The organism is Microbispora amethystogenes (genome assembly GCF_016863015.1).
GTDB classification, from domain to species: domain Bacteria; phylum Actinomycetota; class Actinomycetes; order Streptosporangiales; family Streptosporangiaceae; genus Microbispora; species Microbispora amethystogenes.
In genome coordinates, this window is the sequence record NZ_BOOB01000018.1 from 13,774 (window position 1) to 38,046 (window position 24,273).

The following is a 24,273-nucleotide window of genomic DNA, read 5'->3' on the forward strand; positions in this document are numbered from 1 at the left end:
CCGTACCAGGCGGGGTGCCGCCCTCGTGTCGCGCCACGAGGGCGGCATCGTGCGGTGCCTCAGGCTCGTGCGGTGCTTCAGGCCTTGGTGCCGAACGGGCCGAGTGAGTTGAGGTCCAGCCGCAGGGACTCCGCCATCGCCCAGGCGTTGGGCAGGGTGAACACGTCCGCGCCGCCGAGGCGGTCCCGCCAGCGCGGGACGAGCTCGTCGGCGGTCCGCGCCGCCACCGCGTCGAGGTAGGCGCGGAAGACGGCCCAGGCGTTGCCGGTGTCGACCGGCGCCATGATCTCGCGGAGATCCACGCTGGACAGGGCGGCTTCGGCGGTGGTGCGCAGGTCGGTCATGTACTCCAGCTGGACTCGTACGTCTTCGGGCGTTCCCGGACGGGTGACATGGCCGCCGACCAGCAGGTCGAAGTCGTACGTGAGGACCTGGTCGTGCAGCGCGATGTACCCGGGCACGTTCGCCGAAAGCGCCAGGTTGGAGAACGGCACCCAGCCGGGGAAGATGACGTCGACCAGCATCAGCACCCGCTGGTTCGCCAGGTGGATGAGGCTGTTTCCCTCGCTGTGGTTGGGGCCGGGGTAGTCCAGGCGCACGGTGTGGTCACCGGCCTCGATGGTCAGGGTGTCGTCGAAGACCTCCGTGGGCACCGGGCGGTCGGGATCGGCGAGCGACCTCAGCCGCTGGGCGACGATGCTGTGCCCGTAGCGGGGAACGTCGCCGGGGTAGATCGACATGGCGCCGACGTGGTCGGAGTGCTCGTGACTGTAGATCACGTGCGTGATCGGCCTGCTCGTCACGCGCTTGATCGCGCGCAGGATGTCGTGGCCGAGGGTCGGGGGCGCGTCCACCGCGATGACCCCCTCGTCGTGGACGACGAACATGTTCTGGTACTGGCCGTCGCTGAGCCAGAAGACGCCGTCGGCGATCTCGTCGAGGATGTAGCCGGTGTCGGGGACCTGCGGTCCCTTCGCGATCTCGGGCACCGGGGCGGTCGGAAGCTCCCTGCGTCGTCTCGCTTCCGCGGAGAAGCCGGGCGAACCGGTGACGTGGGTGGTTGTCGGCATGTGGTTCTCCATCCTGCTTAGCGGAGCGATCTGAAGGCGGCCCGGATCTCGGTGCTGAACAGCTCTGGCTCCTCCCATGCGGCGAAGTGGCCGCCCTTGTCGACCTTGTTGAAGTGAATGAGCCGGTGGTAGGCGCGTTCGGTCCAGCTGCGCGGGGCTTGGTAGATCTCACCGGGGAAGACCGTCACGGCCGCGGGCAGGGAGATGTCCACGGCGTTGAAGTTGTTGGCGTTGTTCTCCCAGTAGAGCTGCGCGGAGGAGATCGCACTGTTGGTGACCCAGTAGAGCGTGATGTCGTCGAGCATCTCGTCCCTGGTGAGCGACCGCTCGGGCACGCCGCCGCTGTAGGTCCACTCGGCGAACTTGTCGTACATCCACGCGGCCAGGCCGACGGGTGAGTCCGTCAGCCCGTATCCCACGGTCTGCGGGCGGGTCACCATCATGGACGAGTAGCCGGACTTCCTCTTGTAGAAGGTGTCGAGCGAGTCGAAGGCGGCTTTCTCGTCGGGGGACAGTCCCGCCGGAGCGGAGTCGCCCGCGGCGAGGATCCTGGCGATCTCCGGTGGTACGGTCGCGGGCATGTTGACGTGGATGCCGAGCAGGCCCTGCGGACGCTGGGCGGCCATGCGGTCGGAGATCACCGCGCCCCAGTCGCCGCCCTGGGACACGTACCGCTGGTAGCCCAGCCGCTTCATCAGCACGTCCCAGGCGCGCCCGATGCGGTCGGGGCCCCAGCCGGTGCCCTGCGGCTTGCCCGAGAAGCCGTAACCGGGCATCGAGGGCAGCACCAGGTGGAAGGCGTCCTCCGCACGCCCGCCATGGGCGGTCGGATCGGTGAGCGGGCCGATGATCTTCAGCAGCTCCAGGACGGAGCCCGGCCAGCCGTGGGTGATGATCAGAGGGAGGGCGTTCGCGTGCCGGGAGCGGATGTGCGCGAACTGGATGTCCAGCCCATCGATCTCGGTCACGAACTGAGGTATGGCGTTCAGCTTGGCCTCGACCTCGCGCCAGTCGTAATCGGTGGCCCAGTAGCGGACGAGCTCCCGCAGCCGGGCCAGCTGCACGCCCTGGGACTGATCCGAGACCGTTTCCCTGGCAGGCCACCGGGTCTCGGCGAGGCGTCGGCGGAGATCGACGAGAGTCTTCCTGGGCACGCTGATACGGAAGGGACGGATCGCGTCCCGTCCTGCCGGACCGGCGGTGGCCGCCTGGGCGGGGAGCGGCGCGTGAACGCTGGATGCCGCCGCCGCGACAACCGCCGCGCCGGCCGAGGTGGCGAGAAAGCCGCGGCGGGTGAGGGCCGGCCGTCCTTCTTCTGGCATGATCATTCTCCTTCTGCCGGAACACATGTGGTCGTTTGTCGGCACGGGCGGCCGCCCTCGCGTTCGTGGAGTCCTCAGAGGCGGCCTTGACCGGGGAGGGGAGCGCAGGGCGGTAGGGGGGAGCGGCCGATGTGCCGTTCCCACGTGGCGTCGCGTGGATTGAGCGGCTCCCTCTGCCGCCCGATATATCTACTTCGGGCTGCTGAGGGCTTCCTCGCGCAGCCGCGCGATGGTGGCGCCGAGTTCGAGCTCGACCTCGCCGGGCCGCTGAAGACCCCGCCGGAAAAGGTCCTGCACCAGGGCGGCGTTCTCCTGCCGCCCCGATGTGGCGAAGAACGCCGCCAGGCCGGGCTCGAACTCGGCGTCTTCCGGCAGCGAGGCCACGTCAACAAGGTGCTTGATGCCGGCGACGGCGACCTTGTCGAAGGTGGCGATCCGCCGCGCGAACCGGTCGACGACCTCGTCGAGCTCGATGTCCGGCACGACCCGGTTGACGTAGCCGTACTCGGCGGCCAGCGCCGCCGGGACGTCGTCGCCGCCGAGAACGATCTCCAGCGCGCGGCCGCGGCCGACGAGCCGGGCCAGCCGCGCCATGGCCCCGCCGCCCGGCACCGAGCCGAGGCCGACCTCGAACTGCCCGAGAACCGCCCGCTCCGAGGCGAAACGGATGTCGGTGGCGAGGACGAACTCGCTGCCGGCTCCCCGTGCCCGTCCCCGGATCACCGAGATCGTGGCCGCGGGCACCCGGCTGAGCCGTACGAGACTGTCGAGGTAGGGGTGCAACCCGGTCGGACCGGGCGACATGGCGGCGACCCGGGCCCTGTCGGACAGCAGGTCCCAGTGCGCCATGAAGTAGTCGGGATTGCCGCTGCGGAAGACGACCACGGTCAGGGCGGGCGCCGCCTCGATGCGGTCGACGAGCGCGGAGAGCTGCTGGACGCTGTCCGGGTCGAACAGGTTCACCGGCCCGTTGGTGAAGGTCACCTGCCAGTACGAGGGCGAGACCTCGTCGACGTGGAACTGCTCTGCGGCCATGACTGTCCTTTCGCAGGGGGTCCGGGTCGGCCACCGCCTGGGCGCCTTCCGCGGCGCGCCGTGGCCGGCACGGATCGGCGCCGGCTCGATCACAGTCCCATGCGGGCGGCCCGGTCTTCCCCAGGGGAACTCCCTGGTCGTCCCTGGTCCCGTGGTCCCGCGCGTCCCCCGGGGTACCCCAGGGAGCCGGCGGCTCGCCCTGTTCGGACTATCGCTCCGACGTGGGCTCGAACTCGTCCCGGGGCAGGGCGTCGCGGAGCTGCCTGCGGGAGGTGATGAGCAACTTGCCGTAGATGTTGCGCAGGTGCCACTCGACCGTACGAGGGCTGAGGAAGAGCCGCGTGCCGATCTCGGGGTTGGAGAAGCCGTCCCGCGCCAGCAGCGCGATCTGCCGTTCCTGCGCCGTCAGAGCCTCACCCGACGAGGGCTCGACGGTGCGCTTGCGGACGGTCTCCCCCGTGGCGAGCAACTCGCGGCGGGCCCGCTCGGCGAACGCCTCCATCCCGATCGACACGAACATCCCGTACGCGGTGCGCAGGCGGTCCCGTGCCTCGGCACGCCGGCTCTCCCGGCGCAGCCACTCGCCGTACAGGAGGTGGGCACGGGCCAGTTCGGGGCGCAACCCCGCGCTGCTCAGACGTTCGACGGCCTCGCGGTAGAGGTCCTCGGTATCCGGTCCGTCGACGACCAGGGCCCGGGTGCGTGCCTCCAGACCTCTGGCGAAGTCGGTGCTGAACGGCCGGGTCGCCTCGGCCAGCCGTTCGAAGGCGTCGCGGGCGAGGTCGGCCTCACCGGCCCGGCTGGCGGCCTCGGCGAGCTCGGGCAGCATCCAGGTGGACAGCCAGGGCTCGGAGATGTGCGGGGTGGACTGGGCGGCGTGCACCGCTTCGGGATAACGGGCCAGGCCGTTGTACAGGACCGCAGCCGCCCACTGCGCACCCGTGATACCCATGCCGAATCCGGACGCGGCAGAGGCCTCGATGGTGGCGGAGACCATTGCGACGGTCTCGCTCTCCCGGCCTCGCAGCGACAGCAACCGCAACGCGGGATAGGGCGGCAGCGGGTTGCCCGTCGCGGCCGCGATGGTGTCGCCCTCGGCGATGACGGCGGCGGCGCCCTCGAAATCGCCGGCCCAGGACAGGGCGTAAGCCAGAGTGGACAGGTGATAGGGCAGTTCCCGGAGCGCGCCGGCGTCGCGGACGACCTGGACCTGCCGGGTGTAGATCGCCAGCATGGCTTCGTGGTCCCAGATGGCGGCGCTCGCCCCGGTGGCGACCCACCCCCAGCGCAGCACGTCCGCGGCGGGGATGTCGATCAGCTCCTTCGCCGCCTGCCGCAGCGTCGCCGCCGCGGACGCCCGGCCCTCCGTGACGAGGAGCGCGAAGCCGTCGAGGAGGAGGTCCAGCGGGCCGGGTCTGTCCGGCGACGAAAGATTCCGTACGGAACGCGAGACCGCCATGAGGGCCTCCTGGTCGCCGACGCTGACGGCCATGCCCCAGGCGGTCAGGTAGGTCTCCCGCGCGAGCCGCGGGTTCCCTGGTTCGAGCCGATCGGCGGCGTCCAGCAGCAAGGCGATCGCCTCGGTGCCGCCGCCGGAGGCGAAGGCGATCTGACCACGCAGCACCCCGGCACGCCCGTCCTGGAAACCGGTCAGCGAAGCGACGCTGACGCTGCTCAGCAACCTGCTCACGTCGTCGAGTTGTCCGGAGAGGAGACTCGCCTCGGCGGCCGCCAGCATCCTGTCGGCGCGCTGCGCGGAGTCCGCGGTCAGCGCGGCGGCCCGCTGCAGGAACGCGGCTGCCGCGGCCACCCCGCCACGCGCCTGCGCCCGGTTGGCAGAGCGTTCCAGTTCAGCGGCGACGGCCTCGTCAGGTCCGGCGGTGGCTGAGGCGAGGTGCCAGGCGCGACGATCCGGTGCCTCCTGCGGGTCGGTGACCTCCGCCAGCGCCAGATGCACCGCCCTGCGGTCCTCGGGCCTGGCCGCCCGGTACGCCGCCGAGCGTACGAGCGGGTGCCGGAACGTCACGCGGACGTCGAACGACAGCAGCCCGTCCGTGCCGTCGATCAGCGCCGTCGTGAGCGTGACTCCCAGCATCTCCGCGGCGCGGCGCACCAGGTCCGGATCCCCGACCGGTTCGGCGGCGGCGACCAGCAGCAGAAGCGCGGCCTGCTCGGGCAGTCCCTCGACACGGTTCAGGAAGCTCTGCTCGATCCGGCCCGGCAGGCTGTCGGCGCCCAGCAGGCCGAGCCCGCCGGCCATCTGGGTCGGGGTCAGCCCGCGGGGCAGTTCGAGCAGGGCGAGCGGGTTGCCCTGGGTCTCTGCGAGGATGCGATCGCGGATGTGCCGGTCGAGCGGAGCGTGTGTGACGGAGCTCAGCAGGGCGCGGGCCTCGGCGTCGGCCAGCCCGGTGACCTCCAGCTCCGCCAGCCCGCGGAGTTCCGGGCCCGGCTGCCGGGTGCCGAACAGCATGCCGATGCACTCCGCCAGCAGCCGCCGGGCGACGAAGCCGAGGATCTGCGCCGAGGCCAGGTCCAGCCACTGGACGTCGTCGATCAGGCAGAGCACGGGCTGCTTCTCCGACGCGTCCGACAGCAGGCTCAGCACCGCCAGGCCGACCATGAAGTGGTCCGGCGCGGGTCCCTCACGCAGCCTGAAGACCGTCTCGAGCGCGTCGCGCTGCGGCGCGGGAAGGCTGCTGAGCCTACCGAGCAACGGGGCGCAGAGCTGGTGCAGCGAGGCGAACGCCAGCTCCATCTCGGACTCGACTCCGGCGGCACGCAACACACGCGCGTCGGCCGCCGATGTCGCCGCGTAACCCAGCAGCGCGGACTTCCCGACTCCTGGAGCGCCTCGCACCACGAGCGCCCGGCTCTCGCCGATTCGCACAGAGGCCAGCAGCTCGTCAAGCCGGGCGCACTCGTCCTTCCGCCCGAGCAGGTCGATGTTCTCCCCGCGTCCCGCGCCATGGTGCCGCTGATCCATCGCCGTTGCCCCGTCTCACCGTTGACGGTCCTGTTAGCGCCAACAGACCGGAGTAATCCTGGCCTAAACCTTCGCTCGGGGAAAGATCTCGCTCGTTGATTCCGCATGCTGGGTGGCTGCACTCCACCACGTGCTCGCCGACGGCCGGTCGGCTGATCGCCCCCAGAGGCCCCGCTCGGCGGTGCTACGCCGATGGAAGCATGTGCCGTTCTCCGGCCATGGCCGCGTCGAGTTCCTTCCGGGAGGTGATGCCCAGCTTGCCGAAGACCTTGCGGAGATGCCATTCGACGGTGCGGGCGCTGATGAACAGCTGGGAGCCGATCTCTTGATTGGTGCGGCCGTCGCGCGCGAGCTCGGCGATGAGGGCCTCCTTGGCGGTCAGGGTGCCGACCGCGTCGACGGTACGGAGGTGTACACGTGCGCCGGTGGCGTGCAGCTCACGCCGGGCACGTTCGGCGAACGCGGCCATCCCCATCTCCGTGAACATCTCGAAGGCGGTGCGTACGTGGCCGCGGGCGTCGGCACGACGGTCCTGGCCGTGCAGCCATTCGCCGTACAGCAGCCGGGCGCGGGCGAGCTCGGGCCGCAGCGGGGTGCGAGCGAGCCGCTCGATCGCCTCGAGGAAGAAGCCTTCGGCGATGTCGCCCTCGCTCAACAGCGCGCGGCAGCGAGCTTCCAGCCCCAACCCGAAGTCGGCGCCCCCCGCGCGGGCCGTTGCGGACAATCGAGACAAGGCATCGCGTGCGAGTTCGGTGTCGCCGGTGCGGACCGCGGCCTCGATGAGTTCGGGCAGCGCCCACAGCGAGACGAACTGCCCGGGTGCGTCCTCACTGGACTCGGTGGCCGCGGCGAGCGCATCGTCATGCAGGCCGAGACCGTTGTAGAGGATGGCGGCCGTCCAATTCGCGTAGGCGACCGAGACGCCCTGCCCGCGCGTGGTGGCCTCGGTGATCGTTTTCTCGATCAGCGGGACGGCTTTGGTCTGATCACCCCTCATGCAAGCGAGTGCCAGGGCCGTGAGGGAGGCGAGGGGGCTGCCTGTCGCCGCGCACACCTCCTCCTCTTCGACCTTCACCAGTTCGGCCGCCGCGAAGTCGCCGCTCCACATGATCGCCGTGCCGAGCGCGGCCAACATAACCGGCAGGAGGTCCAGCGCACCCACGTCGCGGGCGGTACGGACCTGCCGTTCGAGGATTGTGCGCCAGGGATCGTAGGCCAACAGGGCGCTGGCGGTGGCCTGCGCGAACCAGCCCCACCGCAGATCGTCCTCGACGGAGATGCCGGCCGCGGTGAAATGGTCCATCACCGCCCGGAGTTTGGGCGCGGCCGCGGCGGGTCCCTGAGTGACCATCAGGGTGAGAGCGTCGAGGAGCAGATCGGCCTGTCCGGGCGGGTGGGCCGGCAGCTTGCGGGCCTGGGCGGCCTGAGATACCTCCGGCAGACCTACAGGAGTCGCCGACCGGCCGGCCAGGATGGCCGCCATCCACGCCCTCAGATAGGTGTCGCGGGCCAGTTCGGCGTCGAGGGGCTCCAACCGCTTGGCCGCCCTGAGCAGCAGCGCCGGGGCGTCACTACCCAGTCCCGACGCGAAGTTGATTTCGGCGTACAGCAAGTCGATCCTGGCGCTCTGCAGTTCGTCGAGGGGACCGCTCTGTGCTGTCGCGAGCAGTTCCAGAGCCATGGAGAACTCGCCTGCCTGTGCGTGGGTCTGCGCTGCCGCCAGGGTGCGTTGGGCGCGGCGGGCCGGGTCCACGGTGAGCAGCGCCGAGCGCTGCAGGAACGCCGCGGCCGCCGTCAGCCCACCGCGGGACTGGGCGCGGTTGGCCGACTGCTCAAGGTCCTCCGCCACGCTCTCGTCCGGCCCCGTCGCGGCCTGGGCGAGGTGCCAGGCTCGGCGGTCGGGGTCGACGGTCCGGTCGGTGGCCTCCGCGAGGGCGAGGTGCGCCGCCCGGCGATCGTGTTCGGAGGCCGATCGGTAGGCCGCCGAGCGCAACAAGGGGTGCCGGAAACTGACCCGCGCCCCGAACTCCGCCAGCCCAGCCAGCACCAGGGCCTCGGTCTGGGTCTCGATACCGAGCCGCTTGGCGGCGCGCCACACCAGCAATGTGTCGCCTGAGGGGTCGGCCGCCGCGAGTTGCAGCAGCCGGCGCGACTCGGAGGGCAGCGCGTTCAGCTGGCGCAGGAAACTGTCCTCGATCCGCGCTGTCAACGGCGCGACGCCTGGCAGCCCGAACCCGCCTGCCAGCTGCGTCCGAGTGAGGCCGCGCGGCAGCTCCAGGAGCGCCAGCGGGTTGCCGCGGGTCTCGGCCAAGATCTGATCTCGCACCCGAGTGTCCAGTGGTCCGTTCAGCTCGGATTCCAGCAGGGCCCGGGCATCGGCGTCCGGCAGTCCGGTCAGATGCAGTTCTGGCAGCCCTGCCGTGTCGTCCCCGGCGACTCTGGTCGCGAACACGATGCCGACCGGATCCGCTCCCAACCTTCTGGCGACGAACCCGAGCGCGAGCGCGGAGGCGCGGTCGAGCCACTGCTGATCGTCGATCAGGCAGACCAGCGGCTGCACCTCCGCGGCCTCCGACAGGAGGCTGAGCACCGCCAGTCCCACCAGGAACCGGTCCGGCACGGAGCCTTCGGTCAGTCCGAAGGCGACTCGCAACGCCTCCCGTTGTGGCGCAGGCAGCCGATCCAGCCGGTTCAGCAAGGGAAGGCACAGCTGATGGACGCCCGCGAACGGCAGCTCCGCCTCCGACTGGACGCCCGTCACGCGCACTACCCGGCAACTCGCCGCCTGCTCGGTCATATATTGCAGCAGCGCGGTTTTGCCCACCCCCGCGTCCCCGCGGATAACCAGAGTACGGCTCTCTCCGCCCCGAACCGAGTTGAGCAGTTCGACGAGTATCTTGCGCTCGGCCTCACGGTCGACCAGAGTGCTCCCGCGGCCCGGCCGCCGATCAGGGCTCATCTTCAGCGGGAACCACCTGCGCCGGTCAGCGCTTGCGGACCTTGTGTTCCCGCGGCCGACCGCGAGCGGAGCGCCGCCTTTCCGGTGCCGGGCTCGCTATGACTCCTCACACGGCCTCCCGTCCAGTCCACCGCACTGAGTTGCGAAGTCACGGGCAACATTCGATCTTTACATGAGGAATGGCGCCCGGCAATGCCCCGGGAGTGGTTCCACTGGGAGCGGCCTCGGTTGGAAGATCCGTGCGATCCGAACCGTAGCCGCCCAACAATGCGAATGGCCGGTTCCGATGATCGGAACCGGCCTCGCAGCTGGTACTACCTGGTCGGGGTGGCGGGATTTGAACCCACGGCCTCTTCGTCCCGAACGAAGCGCGCTGCCAAGCTGCGCTACACCCCGGTCGCTTGGACTTTTCGTCCTGCCCCTCGGCAAGTCTAGCGGACTTTGCGGCCGCTTGTGCCATCAGACGCGACCGGCCGGCGGGGGACGAGGGTCAGGAGGGTCGCCTCGGGTGGGCAGGCGAAACGCGCGGGCGCGTACGGGGAGGTGCCGAGGCCGGCCGAGACGTGCAGCCAGGAGCTCTCGTGCCTGCTCAGCCCCTTGACGCGGGCGCGGTCGATGCCACAGTTGGTGACCAGGGCGCCGTAGAACGGGATGCAGAGCTGGCCGCCGTGGGTGTGGCCGGCCAGGAGCAGTTGGTATCCGTCCTCGGCGAAGCGCGACATGTTGCGCGGCTCGGGCGAGTGCATGACGCCCAGCCGCAGGTCGGCGTCGGCGGGGGCCGGTCCGGCGATCTCGTCGTAGCGGTCCCGGTCGATGTGGGAGTCGTCGATCCCGCCGACGTGGACGTCGAGGTCGGCCACCTTCAGGCGGGCCGTCGTGTTGTTCATGTCCAGCCAGCCGGCCTCCCGCATCGCGGCGCCCAGCTCCTCCCAGGGCAGGCTCGGCACGTGCTGCTCGGAGTCTCCCTTCGACGTACGCCAGAGGTAGCGCACGGGATTCTTCGGCCGGGGGGCGTAGAGGTCGTTGGAGCCGTAGACGAACAGGCCCGGCCGGTCGAGCAGCGGATCCACGGCACGCATGTACGCCTCGACCGCGTCGGGGTGCGCCAGCGTGTCGCCGGTGTTCACGACGAGATCGGGGTTGAGCGACGCCAGCGACCGCACCCACCTGATCAGCCGGTGGCGACGGGGGGTGAGATGAAGATCGGAGATCTGCAGGATCCGGACCGGCCGCTGCCCGGGAGCGAGTACGGGGACGTCGAACCGGCGCAGCCGGAACCAGTTCCGCTCGATCACGGCGGCGTAACCGGCCCCGGCGACGCCGAGGCCGAGCACTGACAGGGGAATGGCGGCGGCTTTCCTCACACAGCCATGATGCCCGACCTTCACGGCGCCTCCCGCATAACCTGGCGAAGACCGGGCTCCCGGCACGGCAAGATGGGACGCATGAGTGCGTTGAAGGACAAGCTGAAGGCCGACCTCGCGGCCTCGATGAAGGCTCGTGACGAGGTGCGCCTCCGGACGATCCGGATGGCGCTGGCGGCCGTGAACGTCGAGGAGGTCGCCGGCAAGGAGGCCCGCGAGCTCAGCGACGACGAGGTGGTCAAGATCCTGACCCGCGAGGCCAAGAAGCGCCGCGAGGCCTCCGAGGCGTTCGCGGGCGCCGGCCGGGCCGAGCAGGCGCAGGCGGAGCTGGACGAGCAGGCGGTGCTGGAGGAGTACCTTCCCGCCCAGCTCAGCGATGACGAGCTGAACGCGCTCGTCGACGAGGCGATCGCGGAGAGCGGGGCGCAGGGCCCCAAGGCGATGGGTCAGGTCATGAAGGTCCTGAACCCGAAGGTCGCGGGCCGGGCCGAGGGCGGCCGCGTCGCCCAGGCCGTACGGGCCCGCCTGTCCGCCTGACACAGGACGCCGCGACCCTCCTGGAACGGGGAACGCCGATGGGCCGCGCCTCGGACAGAGGAGCGGCCCACCGGAGGGGACGCCGGTCGAGGGCCTCCGTCGGAGGCCTCGGCCGGCCGAGCCTCAGTTGAAGGGGTCGAACGGCTGGTTGCCGAACGGCCGGTCGCCCGGCCCGCGGCCACCGCCACGGCCGCCGTCGCCGCCACCGGGGCCACCACCCGGGCCACCGCCGTGGCCGCCGCCGAAGCCGCCCGGCTCCGGCTTGGGCTTGGGCGGCGGTGCGCACTGGTGGGCGCAGCCGCCGAACCGCGACATGTCCGGATTGGTGAACGACGACGGATCCACGCCCTTGAGCGCCGACAGGAACGTCGCCTTCCAGATCGGGCCGGGGATGGTGGCGCCGAAGACCGAGCCGTACGTCCGGCCTCCCATCACCTGGCCGGGGAGCGGATACCGCATCGGGCCGCGCGGGTCGCCGAGGCTGACCGCGCCCGCGAGGTCGGGGGTGAAGCCGGCGAACCAGACGGTGCGGGACTGGTCACCCGTACCCGTCTTGCCCGCGGCGTCCCGGCCGATGCCGCCGACGGAGGACATCGTGCCCTTGGTGAACACGCCCGACAGGATGTGGGTGACCGCGTCCGCGACCTCGGTCTCGATGGCCTGCTTGCAGGACGGCTTGAACGAGGTCACCTTGTTGAAGCGGTCGGTGATCTCGGTGATCGCCATGGGCTTGCAGTACTTGCCGCGCGCCCCGATGGCCGCGTACGCGCTGGCGACCGTCACCGGGTCCATCTCGTTGAAGCCGAGCGTGAACGTCTGGAACTCGCGCAGCTTGCCGCCGTCGGCCCGCTTGATGCCGAGGTCCTTGGCGGTCTTGACGACGTCACAGAGCCCGACGCGCTGCTCCAGGGCCATGAAGAAGGTGTTGACCGACTTCCAGGTGCCCGTCTGCAGGGTCAGGAACCCGCCGCTGCCGCCCTCGGAGTTGTGCTGGATGCCCCGGGGGTCGCCGACGAGGTTTCCGTCGCAGTCCTTGAAGGCCGAGGGGCCGCTCGCCTGGAAGGTCGCGCCGGTGTTGATCCCGTCGTTGAACTTGTAGCCCTCCTTCAGCGCGGTGATCAGCGTGAAGACCTTGAACGTCGATCCCGCCTGGAAGCCGGCGCCGCCGCCGTGCAGCGCGTCGGCCACGACGTTGATCGACATCTCGTTCTTCTTCTTGCTGGTGCCGAACTTCCGGCTGGCGGCCATCGCCTTGATGGCGCCCGTGCCCGGCTCGACCAGCGCCTCGGAGGCGACGGGCTTGTCGGAGGGGTGGACGTACTTCTTGATCGACTTCTCGGCGGCCTTCTGCATCTTCCGGCTCAGGGTGGTCCTGATCGTCAGGCCCCCTCGTGCCAGGAAGTCCTGCCGGGCCTTCTTGGACTTGCCGAACTGCGCGTCGTTGAGGATCTCGTTGCGCACGTAGAGGCAGAAGTACGGGTAGTCGCTCTCCTCGCAGCCGCCGGGGATCTCCTTGTCCTTCCACCCCAGCTTCTTCTTCTTGGCCGCGTCGCGCTCGGCCTCTGTGACGATCTTCAACTCGGCCATCCGGTCGAGCACCACGTTGCGCCGGGCCATCAGCCTGTCGCGGAACGTCTTGCCCCGGTTGGGGTCGGTGGCGTTCGGGTCCTGTACGGCTCCCGCCAGCGTCGCGGCCTGGGCCAGGTTGAGCTCGGAGGCGTGCTTGCCGAAGAAGCGCTTGGAGGCGGCCTCGACGCCGTACGCGCTGGCGCCGAAGTAGGCGATGTTGAGATACCTGTTGAGGATCTCGTCCTTGCTGTACTTCTGCTCCATCGTCATCGCGTACCGGATCTCGTTGAGCTTGCGCCCCACGGTCGGCGCGACGGCGGCGGCCTTCTCCTCGTCGGTCTCCGCCTTGTTGAACAGCACCTGCTTCACGTACTGCTGGGTGATGGACGAGCCGCCCTGGGTCACCCCGCCCGTGGTGATGTTCTTGACCAGCGCGCGGGTCGTGCCCTCGAGGTCGAGCGGGCCGTGCTCGTAGAAGCGGAAGTCCTCGATCGCCACGATCGCCTTCCGCATGATCGGAGCGATGCGGTCCATCGGGACCGACTCCCGGTTCTCGAAGTAGAACTGGGCGATCTGCTTGCCGTCCGCGTCGAGGAGCACGGTCTTCTCGGGGAGCGGAGGTTCGTCGAGCACGGCCGGCTTGAGGCTCAGGGTCTCGATGCCGGACTTGACCGAAACGCCCGCCCCGCCCACGGCGGGTAGTGCAATCGCCGCCGCCAGCACGCCCGCGACTCCCGCCGCGCCCACGAGGCGCAGGACGGCGGCTGACCGAGATGCCAGTGTTTTACCGTGAGCTTGCACGGAACCTAGGGTACGTCCGTTTGGTGCCTCACCAGGCATCGGGCTCACGGCTCGGCATTACCCGCGGCAGGGGGGACTAGTCATTCCCGGCCACATGGCCTGGCTTGACCATGTACGAATTTGGTCCCCCCGGGGTATGTCGCGTCGATCGTTTCGTTGCGTACGTTCTCCTCTGCGGCTACTGCAATACAGGAGGCCCGACGCCCGCGCCCGTCGGCCGAAACAACGACTGACCACCTAAGGGGAGTGGGGTCGAACATGTGGATCACGGATTGGACCTCCCGTGCCGCCTGCCGAGGTGCGGATCCTGACGCGCTCTTCGTGCAAGGCGCCGCCCAGAACCGGGCGAAACTCATCTGCCGTGGATGCCCCGTCCGTACCGAATGCCTCGCCGATGCGCTGGACAACCGCATCGAGTTCGGGGTGTGGGGCGGGATGACGGAGCGGGAACGCCGCGCGCTGCTCAGGCGCCGGCCCGATGTGGAGTCATGGCGGGACCTGCTCGAGTCCGCCAAGGAAGAGTACGAGCGGACCAACGAGTTGATCGCCGGCTGACCGGCGGCCGGCCCCTCCCCGAGGAGGGCCGGACGTCACGACGCGAGGAGCTGCCCGATCTGGCGAAGTCCCGCCAGATCGTGCACGTCCTCCGGCATCGCGGGCACCTGCGCGATCGGCACCGTGGGATGGGCCGACGTGAAGTGCTCCCGCTGGCGCTGCTCCCGTGCGGCGAGCTGCATCCTTCCGGCGTGCAGCCGCAGTACGGCCGCGGTCAGCTCATGCTCGCCCCGGGCCTCCAGGTCCTCGGCGGCGGCAGAGCTGCGGGCCGCGGACAGCGAGGGCGCCAGCGAGCGGTGCACCCGGTTGACGACGAGCCCGGCCAGTGGCATGCGCTCCTCGGCCAGCCGCTCGACGAAGTAGGACGCCTCGCGCATCGCGTCGCGCTCGGGCGCGGCGACGACGAGGAAGGCGGTGCCGGGCGCCTGGAGCAGCCGGTACGTCTGCTCGGCCCGCTGGCGGAAGCCGCCGAACACGGCGTCGAGCGCGGTGACGAACAACTGGATGTCCCGGAGCACCTGGGCCCCGATCACCTTCGTCAGGATGCCGGCGACCACGCCGAAGCCCGCGTTGAGCAGTTTGAAGGCGCTGCGCCCGCCGGCTTTGGCGGGCGCCGTGAGGATGCGGATGAGCCGCCCGTCGAGGAACCGGCCGAGCCGTTCCGGCGCGTCGAGGAAGTCGAGCGCCGACCGCGAGGGCGGGGTGTCCACCACGATCAGATCCCACTCGTTAGAGCGGCGGAGCTGGCCGAGCTTCTCCATGGCCATGTACTCCTGCGTGCCGGAGAAGCTGGACGACAGCGACTGGTAGAAGGGGTTCGTCAGGATCTGCTGGGCCCGCTCCGGATCGGCGTGCGCCTCGATGATCTCGTCGAACGTCCGCTTCATGTCGAGCATCATCGCGTGCAGCTCGCCGCCGGTCTCCCCGCCGCCGTCGGCGCCGTCGACCCGTCTGGGCGTGTTGTCGAGCTCCGTCAGGCCCATGGCCTGGGCCAGCCGCCGGGCGGGGTCGACGGTCAGGACGACCACGGAGCGGCCGCGCTCGGCGGCGCGCAGCCCGAGGGCCGCGGCCGTCGTGGTCTTGCCGACGCCGCCGGAGCCGCAGCACACGATGATCCGGGTGTCCGGGTCGTCCAGAATCGCGTCGATGTCCAGCGCGGGCGCCGTCCTGGTCACAGCTCAGCCTCTCACTCGGTCGGCACGAATTCGGTCGGCCCGGGATCGGCCGGCAGGGCGTCGGCCGGGGCGCGTCACGCGGCGCCCTGGGCGCGCAGGGCGTCCGCCAGCTCGTAGAGCCCGGCGAGGTCGGCGCCGTCGGGCAGCAGCGGCAGGTCGTACCGCGGCGTTCCGGCCTCCTCCAGCTCCGCGCGCTCCCGTTTCTCCAGCTCCGCGCGCAGGGCGTGCTCGGCGACCTCCGCGGCGAGCGCCTCGGCGACGGCCGAGGCGCCGGCGGTGGCGTCGGCCAGCCCCGCGGCCTTCAGGCCGAGCGCGATCTCGGCGGAGTCGAACCGGCCCTTGGCGGCGGCCTTCAGCGCCCGCTCGGGCAGCAGGGCCGGGCGCACCATGTTGACGAACACGCCGCCGACCGGCAGCCCGGTCTCCCGGAGTTCCGCGACGCCGTCCAGCGTCTCCTGGACGGGCATCTCCTCCAGAAGCGTCACGAAGTGGACCGCCGTCTCCGGGGAGGCGAGGACGCCCCTCACCAGGTCGGCGTGGTGCTTGATCGGGCCGACCCGGGCCAGCCCGGCGACCTCCTGCGTCACGTTCAGGAAGCGGGAGATGCGGCCGGTCGGCGGCGCGTCCATGACGACCGCGTCGTACGCCCTCCGGCCCAGCTTGTCGCGGCGCCGTACGGCCTCGCTGGTCTTGCCGGTGACCAGGACGTCGCGCAGGCCGGGGGCGATCGTGGTGGCGAAGTCGACCACGCCGATGCGGGTCAGCGCCTTGCCCACCCGCCTGATGCCGTAGAACATCTCCAGGTATTCGAGCATCGCCTCTTCGGGGTCGATGGCGAGCGCGTACACGTCACCGCCCCCGGGCGCCACCGCGATCTTGCGTTCCTCGTACGGCAGCGGAGGGAGATCGAACGCCTGGGCGATGCCCTGCCGTCCCTCGACCTCGACGAGCAGGACCTTGCGCCCGCCCGCCGCGAGGGCCAGCGCGAGCGCCGCGGCGACCGTCGTCTTCCCGGTGCCGCCCTTGCCGCTCACCACGTGCAGGCGCACGCCGTCCCAGTCGGTGTCGCGGGTTTCCCCGCCGCCTCCGCCGCGCCTGCTGGTCGGCTGACTCACCGTGCCTCCTCCGGCCGGCCGGCGAGATCGCCTCCGCGGATCGTCGCGCGGTAGTTCCCGTCGGCGTGCCTGCTCCACTCGCCCACGTGAGGAAGGCTACCCAAGGCTCACCTGCCGATTCGCGCCGGTCGTCCCCGAGCGCGGAGAGGCTGTGCCTCGATAGCCTTTGCCCATGACCAAGTGGGAATACGTCACGGTGCCGCTGCTCACCCATGCCACGAAGCAGATCCTGGACAACTGGGGTGAAGACGGGTGGGAACTCGTCTCCGTCATCCCGGGACCCAACCCGGAGCAACTGGTCGCCTACATGAAGCGGCCAAAGTGATGGCCACTCCGGAGGAGCGCCTCGCCGATCTCGGGATCGAGCTGCCCGAGGTCGTGCCTCCGCTGGCGGCGTACGTGCCGGCCGTGCGGACGGGCGGTCACGTGTACACCTCGGGCCAGCTTCCGCTGGTGAGGGGTGAGCTGAGCGTCACCGGCAAGGTCGGGGCCGAGGTCTCGCCCGAGGAGGCGAAGGAACAGGCGCGGATCTGCGCCGTCAACGCGCTGGCGGCCATCAGGTCCGTCGTCGGCGATCTGTCGCAGGTCGTACGGATCGTGAAGGTGGTCGGGTTCGTCGCGAGCGCTCCCGGTTTCACCGGGCAGCCGCAGGTCGTCAACGGCGCGAGCGAACTGCTCGGCGAGGTGTTCGGCGAGGCGGGTGTCCACGCGCGGAGCGCGGTCGGCGTGGCGGTCCTGCCGCTCGACGCGGCCGTGGAGGTGGAGGTAATCGCGGAGGTCCGTTGACCGCGGTGGCAAGGACCCGTCGATTGCGGTCACGGGACGGCGTACGGGAGCATGGGGCCGGTCGAACCGATCCTTGTTCTGGTGGGAGGGTTCCATGGGGGTTCCGCTGCCGGATCGTCTCGGCGAGCGGGCGCGGGAGATCCTGGCCGGCCGCCTGGCTCCCGTCCCGGCCCGTGACGCGGCCACGGTGGTGCTGCTCCGCGACGACCCCCTTGAGGTGTACCTCCTCAGGCGGCAGGCGACGATGGCCTTCGCGGCGGGCGCGTACGTGTTCCCCGGCGGGTCGGTCGACCCCAGGGACGCCGACCAGGCCGTGGCCTGGGCCGGTCCCTCCCCCGCCGAGTGGGGTGAGGTTCTCCGGACCGGCGAGAGCACGGCGCGCGGCCTCGTCTGCGCCGCCGTACGGGAGACGTTCGAGGAGTCGGGCGTGCTCCTCGCCGGGCCCGGCCCGGGGACCGTGGTGACCGACACCACCGGCGACGACTGGGAGGCCGACCGCCTCGCGCTGATCGCACGAACGCTGTCGTTCGCCGAGTTCCTCGACCGGCGGGAGCTGGTGCTGCGGTCCGACCTGCTCAAGGCGTGGGGGCACTGGATCACCCCGGTCATGGAGACCCGGCGGTTCGACACACGCTTCTTCGTGGCCGCGCTGCCGTCCGGGCAGCGTACGCGTGACGTGGGCGGCGAGGCGTCCGAGGTGGCCTGGATGCGGCCCGGGGACGCCCTGGCCGCCGCGCGGGAGCGCACGGCGTTCCTGATGCCGCCGACCTTCCGGACGTTGACCGAGATAGCCGCTTTCGAGACGATCGGCGATGTGCTGTCCTGTTCGCGGTCGATCACGACCATCGTGCCCGCCCCCGCAGAGGTGGACGGCCGGATGGTGCTGGTGATCCCTGAGGAGATCCCCGGGCGGCTCCCCGAGCCGGGGAGGGCGGGCGCGTGAGCGGCCTGCGCATCCCGCTGGACGGCGCGCAGGGCCCGGACGGCGCGGGCACGGCGACCGCCGTGAACGTGCTCGCGCCCAACCCGTCGCCGATGACCCTCGACGGCACCAACACGTGGATCGTCGGCGGGGCGGACGCCGTGCTGGTCGTCGATCCCGGGCCGGACGACGAGGCGCATCTGCGGCGGGTCGCCGAGCGGGTGGACGGCCGCCGGGTGACGGCCGTACTGCTCACGCACGGGCACGCCGACCACAGCGAGGGGGCGGGCCCGCTCGCGCGCCTGCTCGGCGCTCCGGTGCGGGCGCTCGACCCCAGGCACCGCCTGGGCGAGGAGGGCCTGGACGACGGCGACGTCGTCACGGCGGGCGACGTGGAGGTCAGGGTCGTCGCCACGCCGGGGCACTCGTTCGACTCGCTGTGCTTCTGGCTGCCCGGCGACCGGGCGATGCTCACCGGAGACACCGTCCTGGGCCGGGGGACGACGATGATCGCCCCCGATGGGGACCTCGGCGACTACCTCCGCAGCCTCGACAGGCTCAGGCAGGGCGCGGAGATGCTGGAGGCCACCGCGCTGCTGCCCGGCCACGGCCCCGTCCTGCCCGACCCCGCCGGGGTCCTGAACGCGTACGTCGTGCACCGCCGGATGAGGCTGGAGCAGGTCCGTGAGGCGATCCGCAGGGGCGCCAGGGACGCGCGGGAGATCGTCGAGATGATGTACGCCGACGTGGACCCGTCGCTGTGGCCGGCCGCGGAGATGTCGGTCGCGGCCCAGCTCGACTACCTCAAGACCGCCCTCTAGCGGGACCCTCTAGCGAGAGCGGTTGAAGAGCCGCTCCCTGTCCATGATCACGACGGCCTTGGCCTCGATGCGCAGCCAGCCGCGCTGGGCGAAGTCGGCCAGCGCCTTGTTGACCGTCTCGCGCGAGGCGCCCACGAGCTGGGCCAGCTCCTCCTGCGTGAGGTCGTGGTGCACTCGGATGCCGTCGTCGGTCTTGTGGCCGAAGCGGTCGGCGAGGTCGAGAAGCTGCTTGGCGACCCGGCCCGGCACGTCGGTGAAGACGAGGTCGGCGAGCACGTCGTTGGTGCGGCGCAGCCGCTGCGCCAGGGCGCGCAGCAGGTGGAGGGCGACCTCCGGCCGTCCGGTCAGCCACGGGCGGAGGTCGTCGTGGCCGAGCCCGGCGAGCCGGACGTCGGTCAGCGCGATCGCCGAGGCGGTGCGGGGGCGGGGATCGAACAGCGACAGCTCGCCGAACATCTCGCCCGGGCCGAGCACGCTGAGCAGGTTCTCCCGGCCGTCGGGCGCCGTACGCGCCAGCTTGATCTTGCCTTCGAGCACCACGTAGAGCCGGTCGCCCGTCTCGTTCTCACTGAAGAGGGTGCGCCCCTTGGGCAGCTCCACCTCGGTGATGCTCGTCCGCAGCGCCGCGGCGCTCTCGCGGTCGAGCGCGGAGAACAGCGGCGCCTTGCTCAGTACTTCCTCGGTGCTCACGGTGCCTCCTTGCTGCGGGCGCGCTCGGTCGCCGGCTCCGTGCTAGCCATTGTGACCCACACCCTTCCCGGCGCATTACGGGGTGTCCTCTTGCGTCGTACGAGCGCCGGCCCCGGCTCGCAGTCGTGTGCGTCGCGCCTGGCGAAACTAGACAATCTTCGCGAAACCTATCCTGACGCCCATCCCGCGCTCGACCGGCTCGGGCGGCCGGTCGTCCCCCTACGGGCACAGTGTATTGCGCTGCGTACGGACAAATTGGCAAATACAGGCTGCATATGCGGCATGTATGACAAGGCGGTCGACGCAGCGGGACGGGAGGTGGGCGGTCGCCGGAGGCCCTACGCTTGCGGCATGGCGACGAACCCGGCCGCGAGCACGGCTGTCCCGCGACGGCGCCGACGCGAGGCCGAGACCCGCCTGGGCCTGGTGCGCCGAGCGCGGCGGATCAACCGGATCCTGGCCGAGACCTACCCCGACGCCCACTGTGAGCTGGACTTCGGCAATCCGCTGGAGCTGCTGGTCGCCACGATCCTGTCGGCGCAGTGCACCGACAAGAGGGTCAACATGGTCACGCCGGTGCTCTTCGCCAAGTACCGGACGGCGGCCGACTACGCGGGCGCCGACCGCGCGGAGCTCGAAGAGATCATCAAGTCGACCGGGTTCTTCCGGGCCAAGGCCAACAGCATCATCGGGATGGCGCAGGCCCTCTGCGAGAGCCACGAGGGGGAGGTCCCCGGCAGGCTCGCCGACCTGGTCAAGCTGCCCGGCGTGGGCCGCAAGACCGCGAACGTCGTGCTCGGCAACGCCTTCGACGTGCCCGGCATCACCGTCGACACGCACTTCCAGCGGCTGACGCGACGGTTCGGCTGGACGACCGAGACCGATCCGGTCAAGATCGAGCACGAGGTCGGGGAGCTGATCCCCAAGTCGGAGTGGACCATGCTGTCCCATCGGCTGATCTGGCACGGGCGGCGCATCTGCCATGCCCGCAGGCCCGCCTGCGGCGCCTGCCCCCTCGCCGCGCTCTGCCCGTCGTACGGCACCGGCCCCACCGATCCGGAGGAGGCCCGCAAGCTGGTCAGGACGGGCCCGTTCTCCTGACGTTTCCCGGCGCCAGTGGCGGGGAGTCCGCTGACGGCGCGTCCCCGGCGGTGCGTCGGAGGTACCTCGTCGGTGCGCCGACGGGAAGTTCGCGCCCGCGCCGATGGTTGTACGGCACACCCGGCCGGCGCGCGTCCGCGTGGCCGGTCGCCCCGACGATGTGCCCGACGATGTGGAGGTGGTCGCGGTGAAGGTCGCGGTGGATGGGGTCGCGGCTCCTGACTGGCTGAGCCGGCTCGCCGCGAAGGCCGCGCACAGCCCTGTCCCCACCGCGCTGCGGCCGCCCGCGAACGGCGCCGGTCGCTCGGCGGCGGTCCTGCTGCTGTTCGGCGAGGGGCCGCAGGGCCCGGACATCCTGCTCATCCAGCGCAGTTCGAAGGGCAGGGTGCACGCCGGCCAGCCCGCGTTCCCCGGCGGCGGCGTCGATCCCGGCGACGGCGGCCCGGTCGGCGCGGCCCTGCGGGAGGCCGGGGAGGAGACCGGCCTCGACCCGGCCGGCGTCGAGGTCGTCGGCACCATGCCCGAGCTCTACATCTGGCACAGCGACAACCGGGTGACGCCGGTGCTCGGCTGGTGGCACACGCCGTGCGCCGTGCACGCTGCCTCTCCCGACGAGGTCGAGACCGTCGAGCGGGTTCCGATCGCGGAGCTGGTGGACCCCGCCAACCGGCTGCGGCTGCGCCACCCGCGCGGAGTGGTCCCGTCCGTGGCGTTTCGCGTACGCGGCCTGCTCGTGTGGGGCTTCACCGCCGGTGTGCTCGACGGCGTGCTGACCGCGGCGGGTTTCGAACGGCCATGGGACCGTTCACGGATCGAGGACCTGCCCCCCGAGGTCGTCGACCTGTCCGCGCGACGCTGAGCTTCGCTTCGCGGGCGCGGTGTTCGGCGCCAGGCCGTTCAGGGACAGGCCGAGCGCGGCCCAGTCGGCGACGTCCTCGTCCGCGTCGGCCGCCAGGCGGCGCAGCGCCGCCAGTCCCGCGGCGTCGGGCGGGTCGCCCATGACGTGCGGAAGGGCGTAGGCCGCGCCGTACCTGACTGTGGGGTGCCCGTGCCCCGCGAGGTCGATCACGGACGGCAGCGCGCGCCCGTCGCGCAGGTGACCGAAGGCGATCAGCACGGAGTAGAGCACCCTCGGGTCGTCCTCGTCCGCCGCCAGCGCGCGGAGCACGGGCAGCGTGCGGTCCCTGAACGGATGGTCCCGGCCGAGCTCGCCGAGGATGTCGGCCCCCAGCACCCGCTCCGCCGGGTCCGCGCTCGCGCACAGCCGCCGGGAGACGGCGAAGGTCTCCGGGTCGCCGCGCGCCAGCAGCTTTGTGATCATCCGCCACCTGACCGGCCCGTCCGGGTCCGTGTCGGCAAGCGCGAGCCTGATCAGCTCGCGCGCGGGCTCCGCGCCGCCGTCGCGGTCCCCAGCCGCGGGCGGCCGTTCCGATACCCCCATGGCGTCACGATATCGATGAGACTCCAGGGACGCCCGCACGACGAAAGGCGTGGCTGGATACCGTGGTAGCTGTGAGCGGCGATCTTCTGGATCTCATCCTGATCGGCCTGGTTGTGGCCTTCGCGGTGTCCGGCTATCGGCAGGGTTTCATCATCGGGGCATTCAGCTTCATCGGATTCGTCGGTGGCGCCGTTCTGGGGATGTTCATCGCACCGCCGCTGGCCGGGGCGATCGTGAGCGGCGACACCGAGCGGGCGCTGCTGGCGATCGTGATCGTCTTCCTGGCCGCGACCATCGGGCAGTTCGCGTCCTCGACCATCGGCGCCGTGGCCCGCAGCCACGTCACCTGGGAGCCCGCCCGGATGGTCGACGCGTTCGGCGGGTCGGTGGCGAGCGGGCTGTCGGTCCTGGTCATCGCCTGGCTCATCGGCTCGCTCATGGTCTCGATGAGCTTCGCGCTCATCAAGGAGCAGATCAACGGCTCCCTGGTGCTGCAGACCGTCGACGAGGCCATCCCGGACGGCGTACGGGCCCTGCAGAAGCCGTTCAGGGACTTCGTGGAGACCTCCGACTGGCCGCAGGTCATCACCTCCATCGGCGGCCAGAACGTGGCGCCGCCGGACCAGACCCTGATCAACGCCAGCCCCTCCCTGGTCCGCGCCCGCCGGGCGATCGTCAAGGTGCAGGGCACCGCGCCGAGTTGCCGCAAGCGCATCGAGGGGACGGGATTCGTCTACGCCCGGCAGCGGATCATGACCAACGCGCACGTCGTCGCCGGGGTCACCGAAGGGCTGCGGGTGACCGACTTCCGGGGTGACCAGCACGACGCCCGGGTGGTCCTGTACAACCCCGAGCGCGACATCGCGGTGCTGTTCGTCCCCGACCTCCAGATCGGCACACTGCGCTTCGACACGGTCGCCAGAAGGGGCGACAGCGCGATCATCGCCGGATATCCGAAGGACCAGGGCTTCACCCCGCTCGCCGCGCGGATCAGGGTCAAGCAGCGCGCTGAGATGTACGACATCTACAACAAGCGGAAGGTCGAGCGCGAGGTCTACGCCATCCGGGGCAAGGTGCAGCCGGGCAACTCGGGCGGGCCGCTGCTCAGCCCGGACGGCAAGGTGTTCGGCGTGATCTTCGCCGCCGCGACCGACACGCCGGAGACGGGCTTCGCCATGACGGCCGAGGAGGTCCTGCCCGACGCCCAGGACGGCACCCACGCTGTCGGCCCGGTGAGCACCGAGGGCTGCGACTGAGCCCACCCCCCGCCGCGTTCGCCACCCCCGCCCTGCTCAGCACCTCCCGCGTCCGAGACCCCGCCGCGCTCACCGCCCGCCGCGCTCACCGCCCGCCGCGCTCACCGCCCGCCGCGCTCACCGCCCGCCGCGAGAGGCCGTCCATGGACGGAGGCGGGCCGTCGTTTGACGCCGCGCGGGAAGGGCCGGCCGTGTCAGGCGCGCAGGGGCAGGGCGAGCCGGGCTTTCAGGACGCTGCCGGGGTCAGGAGGGCGCGGACGGCGGAGATGGCGGTGCCGGCATCGGCGTCTCCCTCGTCGATCGCGGTCGTGATCGCGTCGGCCTGTACGGCGAGCGCCCGCAGGTCCAGGCCGAAGGGCCGGGTCGACCCGTACGCGCCGAGACGGGCGGAGCCACGGGTCAGCAGGGCGGCGGCGCCGGAGAGGTTGCCGCGCTGGAGGTGCGTGAGACCGACGCAGATCTGGGCCAGCCCCTGCCACAGTTCGCGTTCCTCGTCGGGGCCGGTCTTCCAGCGGGCCTCCAGCACCTCGTGCGCGTGGAACGGGCGTCCGTCGGCGAGCAGGCTCCGGGCCTGCTCCAGCGCCTCCTCCGGGCCGGGGGCGTAGTCGTCGGGCACGCGGGGGACCCCTTCGGCCCCCCGGGGCAGTGGCCTGCCGTACTCGTCACGAGGGCGTGCGTTGCGGGGGCGTCCCGCTTCGTCACGGTCACGCATGGTCTCTCCTAGGGCGCGTGGGCGGTTCACGGCGACCGAAGGACCAGCGACCTTCCCGG

Annotated in this window: 21 protein-coding genes and 1 tRNA gene; 9 read left to right on the top strand and 13 right to left on the bottom strand. The window is 71.1% G+C overall.

What is annotated here, in order from left to right:
• Positions 1 to 77 precede the first annotated feature (77 nt).
• From Mam01_RS13575 to Mam01_RS13605, 7 genes are all read right to left on the bottom strand, one after another.
• The gene (locus Mam01_RS13575; protein ID WP_204285715.1) at positions 78 to 1,070 is read right to left on the bottom strand and encodes an MBL fold metallo-hydrolase; all 993 of its coding nucleotides are present in this window, start codon (positions 1,068 to 1,070) and stop codon (positions 78 to 80) included.
• Between the two features lie 17 nt (positions 1,071 to 1,087).
• The gene (locus Mam01_RS13580; protein WP_204285716.1) at positions 1,088 to 2,392 is read right to left on the bottom strand and encodes an epoxide hydrolase family protein; all 1,305 of its coding nucleotides are present in this window, start codon (positions 2,390 to 2,392) and stop codon (positions 1,088 to 1,090) included.
• A gap of 189 nt (positions 2,393 to 2,581) precedes the next feature.
• Positions 2,582 to 3,427: an enoyl-CoA hydratase/isomerase family protein gene (locus tag Mam01_RS13585; RefSeq protein ID WP_204285717.1), complete on the bottom strand. Its 846-nt coding sequence runs from the start codon at positions 3,425 to 3,427 to the stop codon at positions 2,582 to 2,584.
• Between the two features lie 208 nt (positions 3,428 to 3,635).
• Positions 3,636 to 6,410, bottom strand: a complete 2,775-nt coding sequence (locus Mam01_RS13590) for an AAA family ATPase (protein WP_204285718.1) — start codon at positions 6,408 to 6,410, stop codon at positions 3,636 to 3,638.
• A gap of 184 nt (positions 6,411 to 6,594) precedes the next feature.
• Positions 6,595 to 9,369: a helix-turn-helix transcriptional regulator gene (locus Mam01_RS13595; protein WP_204285719.1), complete on the bottom strand. Its 2,775-nt coding sequence runs from the start codon at positions 9,367 to 9,369 to the stop codon at positions 6,595 to 6,597.
• A gap of 319 nt (positions 9,370 to 9,688) precedes the next feature.
• Positions 9,689 to 9,765: transfer RNA gene (locus Mam01_RS13600), tRNA-Pro, on the bottom strand.
• 35 nt (positions 9,766 to 9,800) lie between these two features.
• Positions 9,801 to 10,733: a metallophosphoesterase gene (locus Mam01_RS13605; RefSeq protein ID WP_204285720.1), complete on the bottom strand. Its 933-nt coding sequence runs from the start codon at positions 10,731 to 10,733 to the stop codon at positions 9,801 to 9,803.
• 81 nt (positions 10,734 to 10,814) lie between these two features.
• Here Mam01_RS13605 and Mam01_RS13610 point away from each other — a divergent pair, with 81 nt between their 5' ends.
• The gene (locus Mam01_RS13610; RefSeq protein WP_111700472.1) at positions 10,815 to 11,270 is read left to right on the top strand and encodes a GatB/YqeY domain-containing protein; all 456 of its coding nucleotides are present in this window, start codon (positions 10,815 to 10,817) and stop codon (positions 11,268 to 11,270) included.
• 123 nt (positions 11,271 to 11,393) lie between these two features.
• Here the strand turns inward: Mam01_RS13610 and Mam01_RS13615 are convergent, their stop codons facing one another.
• Positions 11,394 to 13,586 carry a transglycosylase domain-containing protein gene (locus tag Mam01_RS13615; protein ID WP_307820031.1) on the bottom strand — a complete coding sequence of 731 codons (2,193 nt, stop codon included), beginning with the start codon at positions 13,584 to 13,586 and terminating at the stop codon, positions 11,394 to 11,396.
• 312 nt (positions 13,587 to 13,898) lie between these two features.
• Here Mam01_RS13615 and Mam01_RS13620 point away from each other — a divergent pair, with 312 nt between their 5' ends.
• The gene (locus Mam01_RS13620; protein ID WP_030506755.1) at positions 13,899 to 14,195 is read left to right on the top strand and encodes a WhiB family transcriptional regulator; all 297 of its coding nucleotides are present in this window, start codon (positions 13,899 to 13,901) and stop codon (positions 14,193 to 14,195) included.
• Positions 14,196 to 14,230: 35 nt separating this feature from the next.
• Here Mam01_RS13620 and bagB read toward each other — a convergent pair whose 3' ends face one another.
• Both bagB and bagA read right to left on the bottom strand, forming a co-directional pair.
• Complete coding sequence (bagB, locus tag Mam01_RS13625) at positions 14,231 to 15,370, bottom strand: ATPase BagB (RefSeq protein WP_239101282.1); 1,140 nt, start codon at positions 15,368 to 15,370, stop codon at positions 14,231 to 14,233.
• A gap of 74 nt (positions 15,371 to 15,444) precedes the next feature.
• The gene (gene bagA / locus Mam01_RS13630; RefSeq protein WP_239101283.1) at positions 15,445 to 16,485 is read right to left on the bottom strand and encodes an ATPase BagA; all 1,041 of its coding nucleotides are present in this window, start codon (positions 16,483 to 16,485) and stop codon (positions 15,445 to 15,447) included.
• A gap of 172 nt (positions 16,486 to 16,657) precedes the next feature.
• Here bagA and sp36 point away from each other — a divergent pair, with 172 nt between their 5' ends.
• The 4 genes from sp36 to Mam01_RS13650 all read left to right on the top strand — a co-directional run bounded on the left by sp36 (position 16,658) and on the right by Mam01_RS13650 (position 19,014).
• Positions 16,658 to 16,810, top strand: a complete 153-nt coding sequence (sp36, locus tag Mam01_RS13635; protein ID WP_076440089.1) for a Sp36 family protein — start codon at positions 16,658 to 16,660, stop codon at positions 16,808 to 16,810.
• Positions 16,810 to 17,271, top strand: coding sequence for a RidA family protein (locus tag Mam01_RS13640; RefSeq protein WP_204285721.1), 462 nt, complete (start codon positions 16,810 to 16,812; stop codon positions 17,269 to 17,271). Before sp36 ends, Mam01_RS13640 begins: the two co-directional genes overlap by 1 nt.
• 94 nt (positions 17,272 to 17,365) lie before the next feature.
• The gene (locus Mam01_RS13645) at positions 17,366 to 18,214 is read left to right on the top strand and encodes an NUDIX hydrolase (protein WP_204285722.1); all 849 of its coding nucleotides are present in this window, start codon (positions 17,366 to 17,368) and stop codon (positions 18,212 to 18,214) included.
• Positions 18,211 to 19,014: an MBL fold metallo-hydrolase gene (locus Mam01_RS13650; RefSeq protein WP_239101284.1), complete on the top strand. Its 804-nt coding sequence runs from the start codon at positions 18,211 to 18,213 to the stop codon at positions 19,012 to 19,014. The genes Mam01_RS13645 and Mam01_RS13650 overlap by 4 nt, the downstream gene beginning before the upstream one ends.
• A gap of 9 nt (positions 19,015 to 19,023) precedes the next feature.
• Here the strand turns inward: Mam01_RS13650 and Mam01_RS13655 are convergent, their stop codons facing one another.
• Positions 19,024 to 19,704: a Crp/Fnr family transcriptional regulator gene (locus tag Mam01_RS13655; RefSeq protein WP_111700476.1), complete on the bottom strand. Its 681-nt coding sequence runs from the start codon at positions 19,702 to 19,704 to the stop codon at positions 19,024 to 19,026.
• Between the two features lie 351 nt (positions 19,705 to 20,055).
• On the opposite strand from Mam01_RS13655, the gene nth reads away from it, so the two are divergent.
• Both nth and Mam01_RS13665 read left to right on the top strand, forming a co-directional pair.
• Positions 20,056 to 20,805, top strand: coding sequence for an endonuclease III (gene nth, locus Mam01_RS13660; RefSeq protein ID WP_204285723.1), 750 nt, complete (start codon positions 20,056 to 20,058; stop codon positions 20,803 to 20,805).
• Positions 20,806 to 20,965: 160 nt separating this feature from the next.
• Positions 20,966 to 21,664, top strand: a complete 699-nt coding sequence (locus Mam01_RS13665) for an NUDIX hydrolase (RefSeq protein ID WP_239101285.1) — start codon at positions 20,966 to 20,968, stop codon at positions 21,662 to 21,664.
• On the opposite strand, the gene Mam01_RS13670 is transcribed toward Mam01_RS13665, so the two are convergent.
• Positions 21,611 to 22,246, bottom strand: a complete 636-nt coding sequence (locus Mam01_RS13670) for a HEAT repeat domain-containing protein (protein ID WP_204285725.1) — start codon at positions 22,244 to 22,246, stop codon at positions 21,611 to 21,613. The genes Mam01_RS13665 and Mam01_RS13670 overlap by 54 nt on opposite strands.
• A gap of 71 nt (positions 22,247 to 22,317) precedes the next feature.
• On the opposite strand from Mam01_RS13670, the gene Mam01_RS13675 reads away from it, so the two are divergent.
• A complete protein-coding gene (locus Mam01_RS13675) occupies positions 22,318 to 23,502 on the top strand; it encodes a MarP family serine protease (RefSeq protein WP_204285726.1) in 1,185 nt (394 codons plus the stop codon).
• Positions 23,503 to 23,728: 226 nt separating this feature from the next.
• Here Mam01_RS13675 and Mam01_RS13680 read toward each other — a convergent pair whose 3' ends face one another.
• On the bottom strand, positions 23,729 to 24,214 hold the full coding sequence (locus Mam01_RS13680) for a DUF309 domain-containing protein (RefSeq protein WP_204285727.1): 486 nt from the start codon (positions 24,212 to 24,214) through the stop codon (positions 23,729 to 23,731).
• Positions 24,215 to 24,273: the final 59 nt, after the last annotated feature.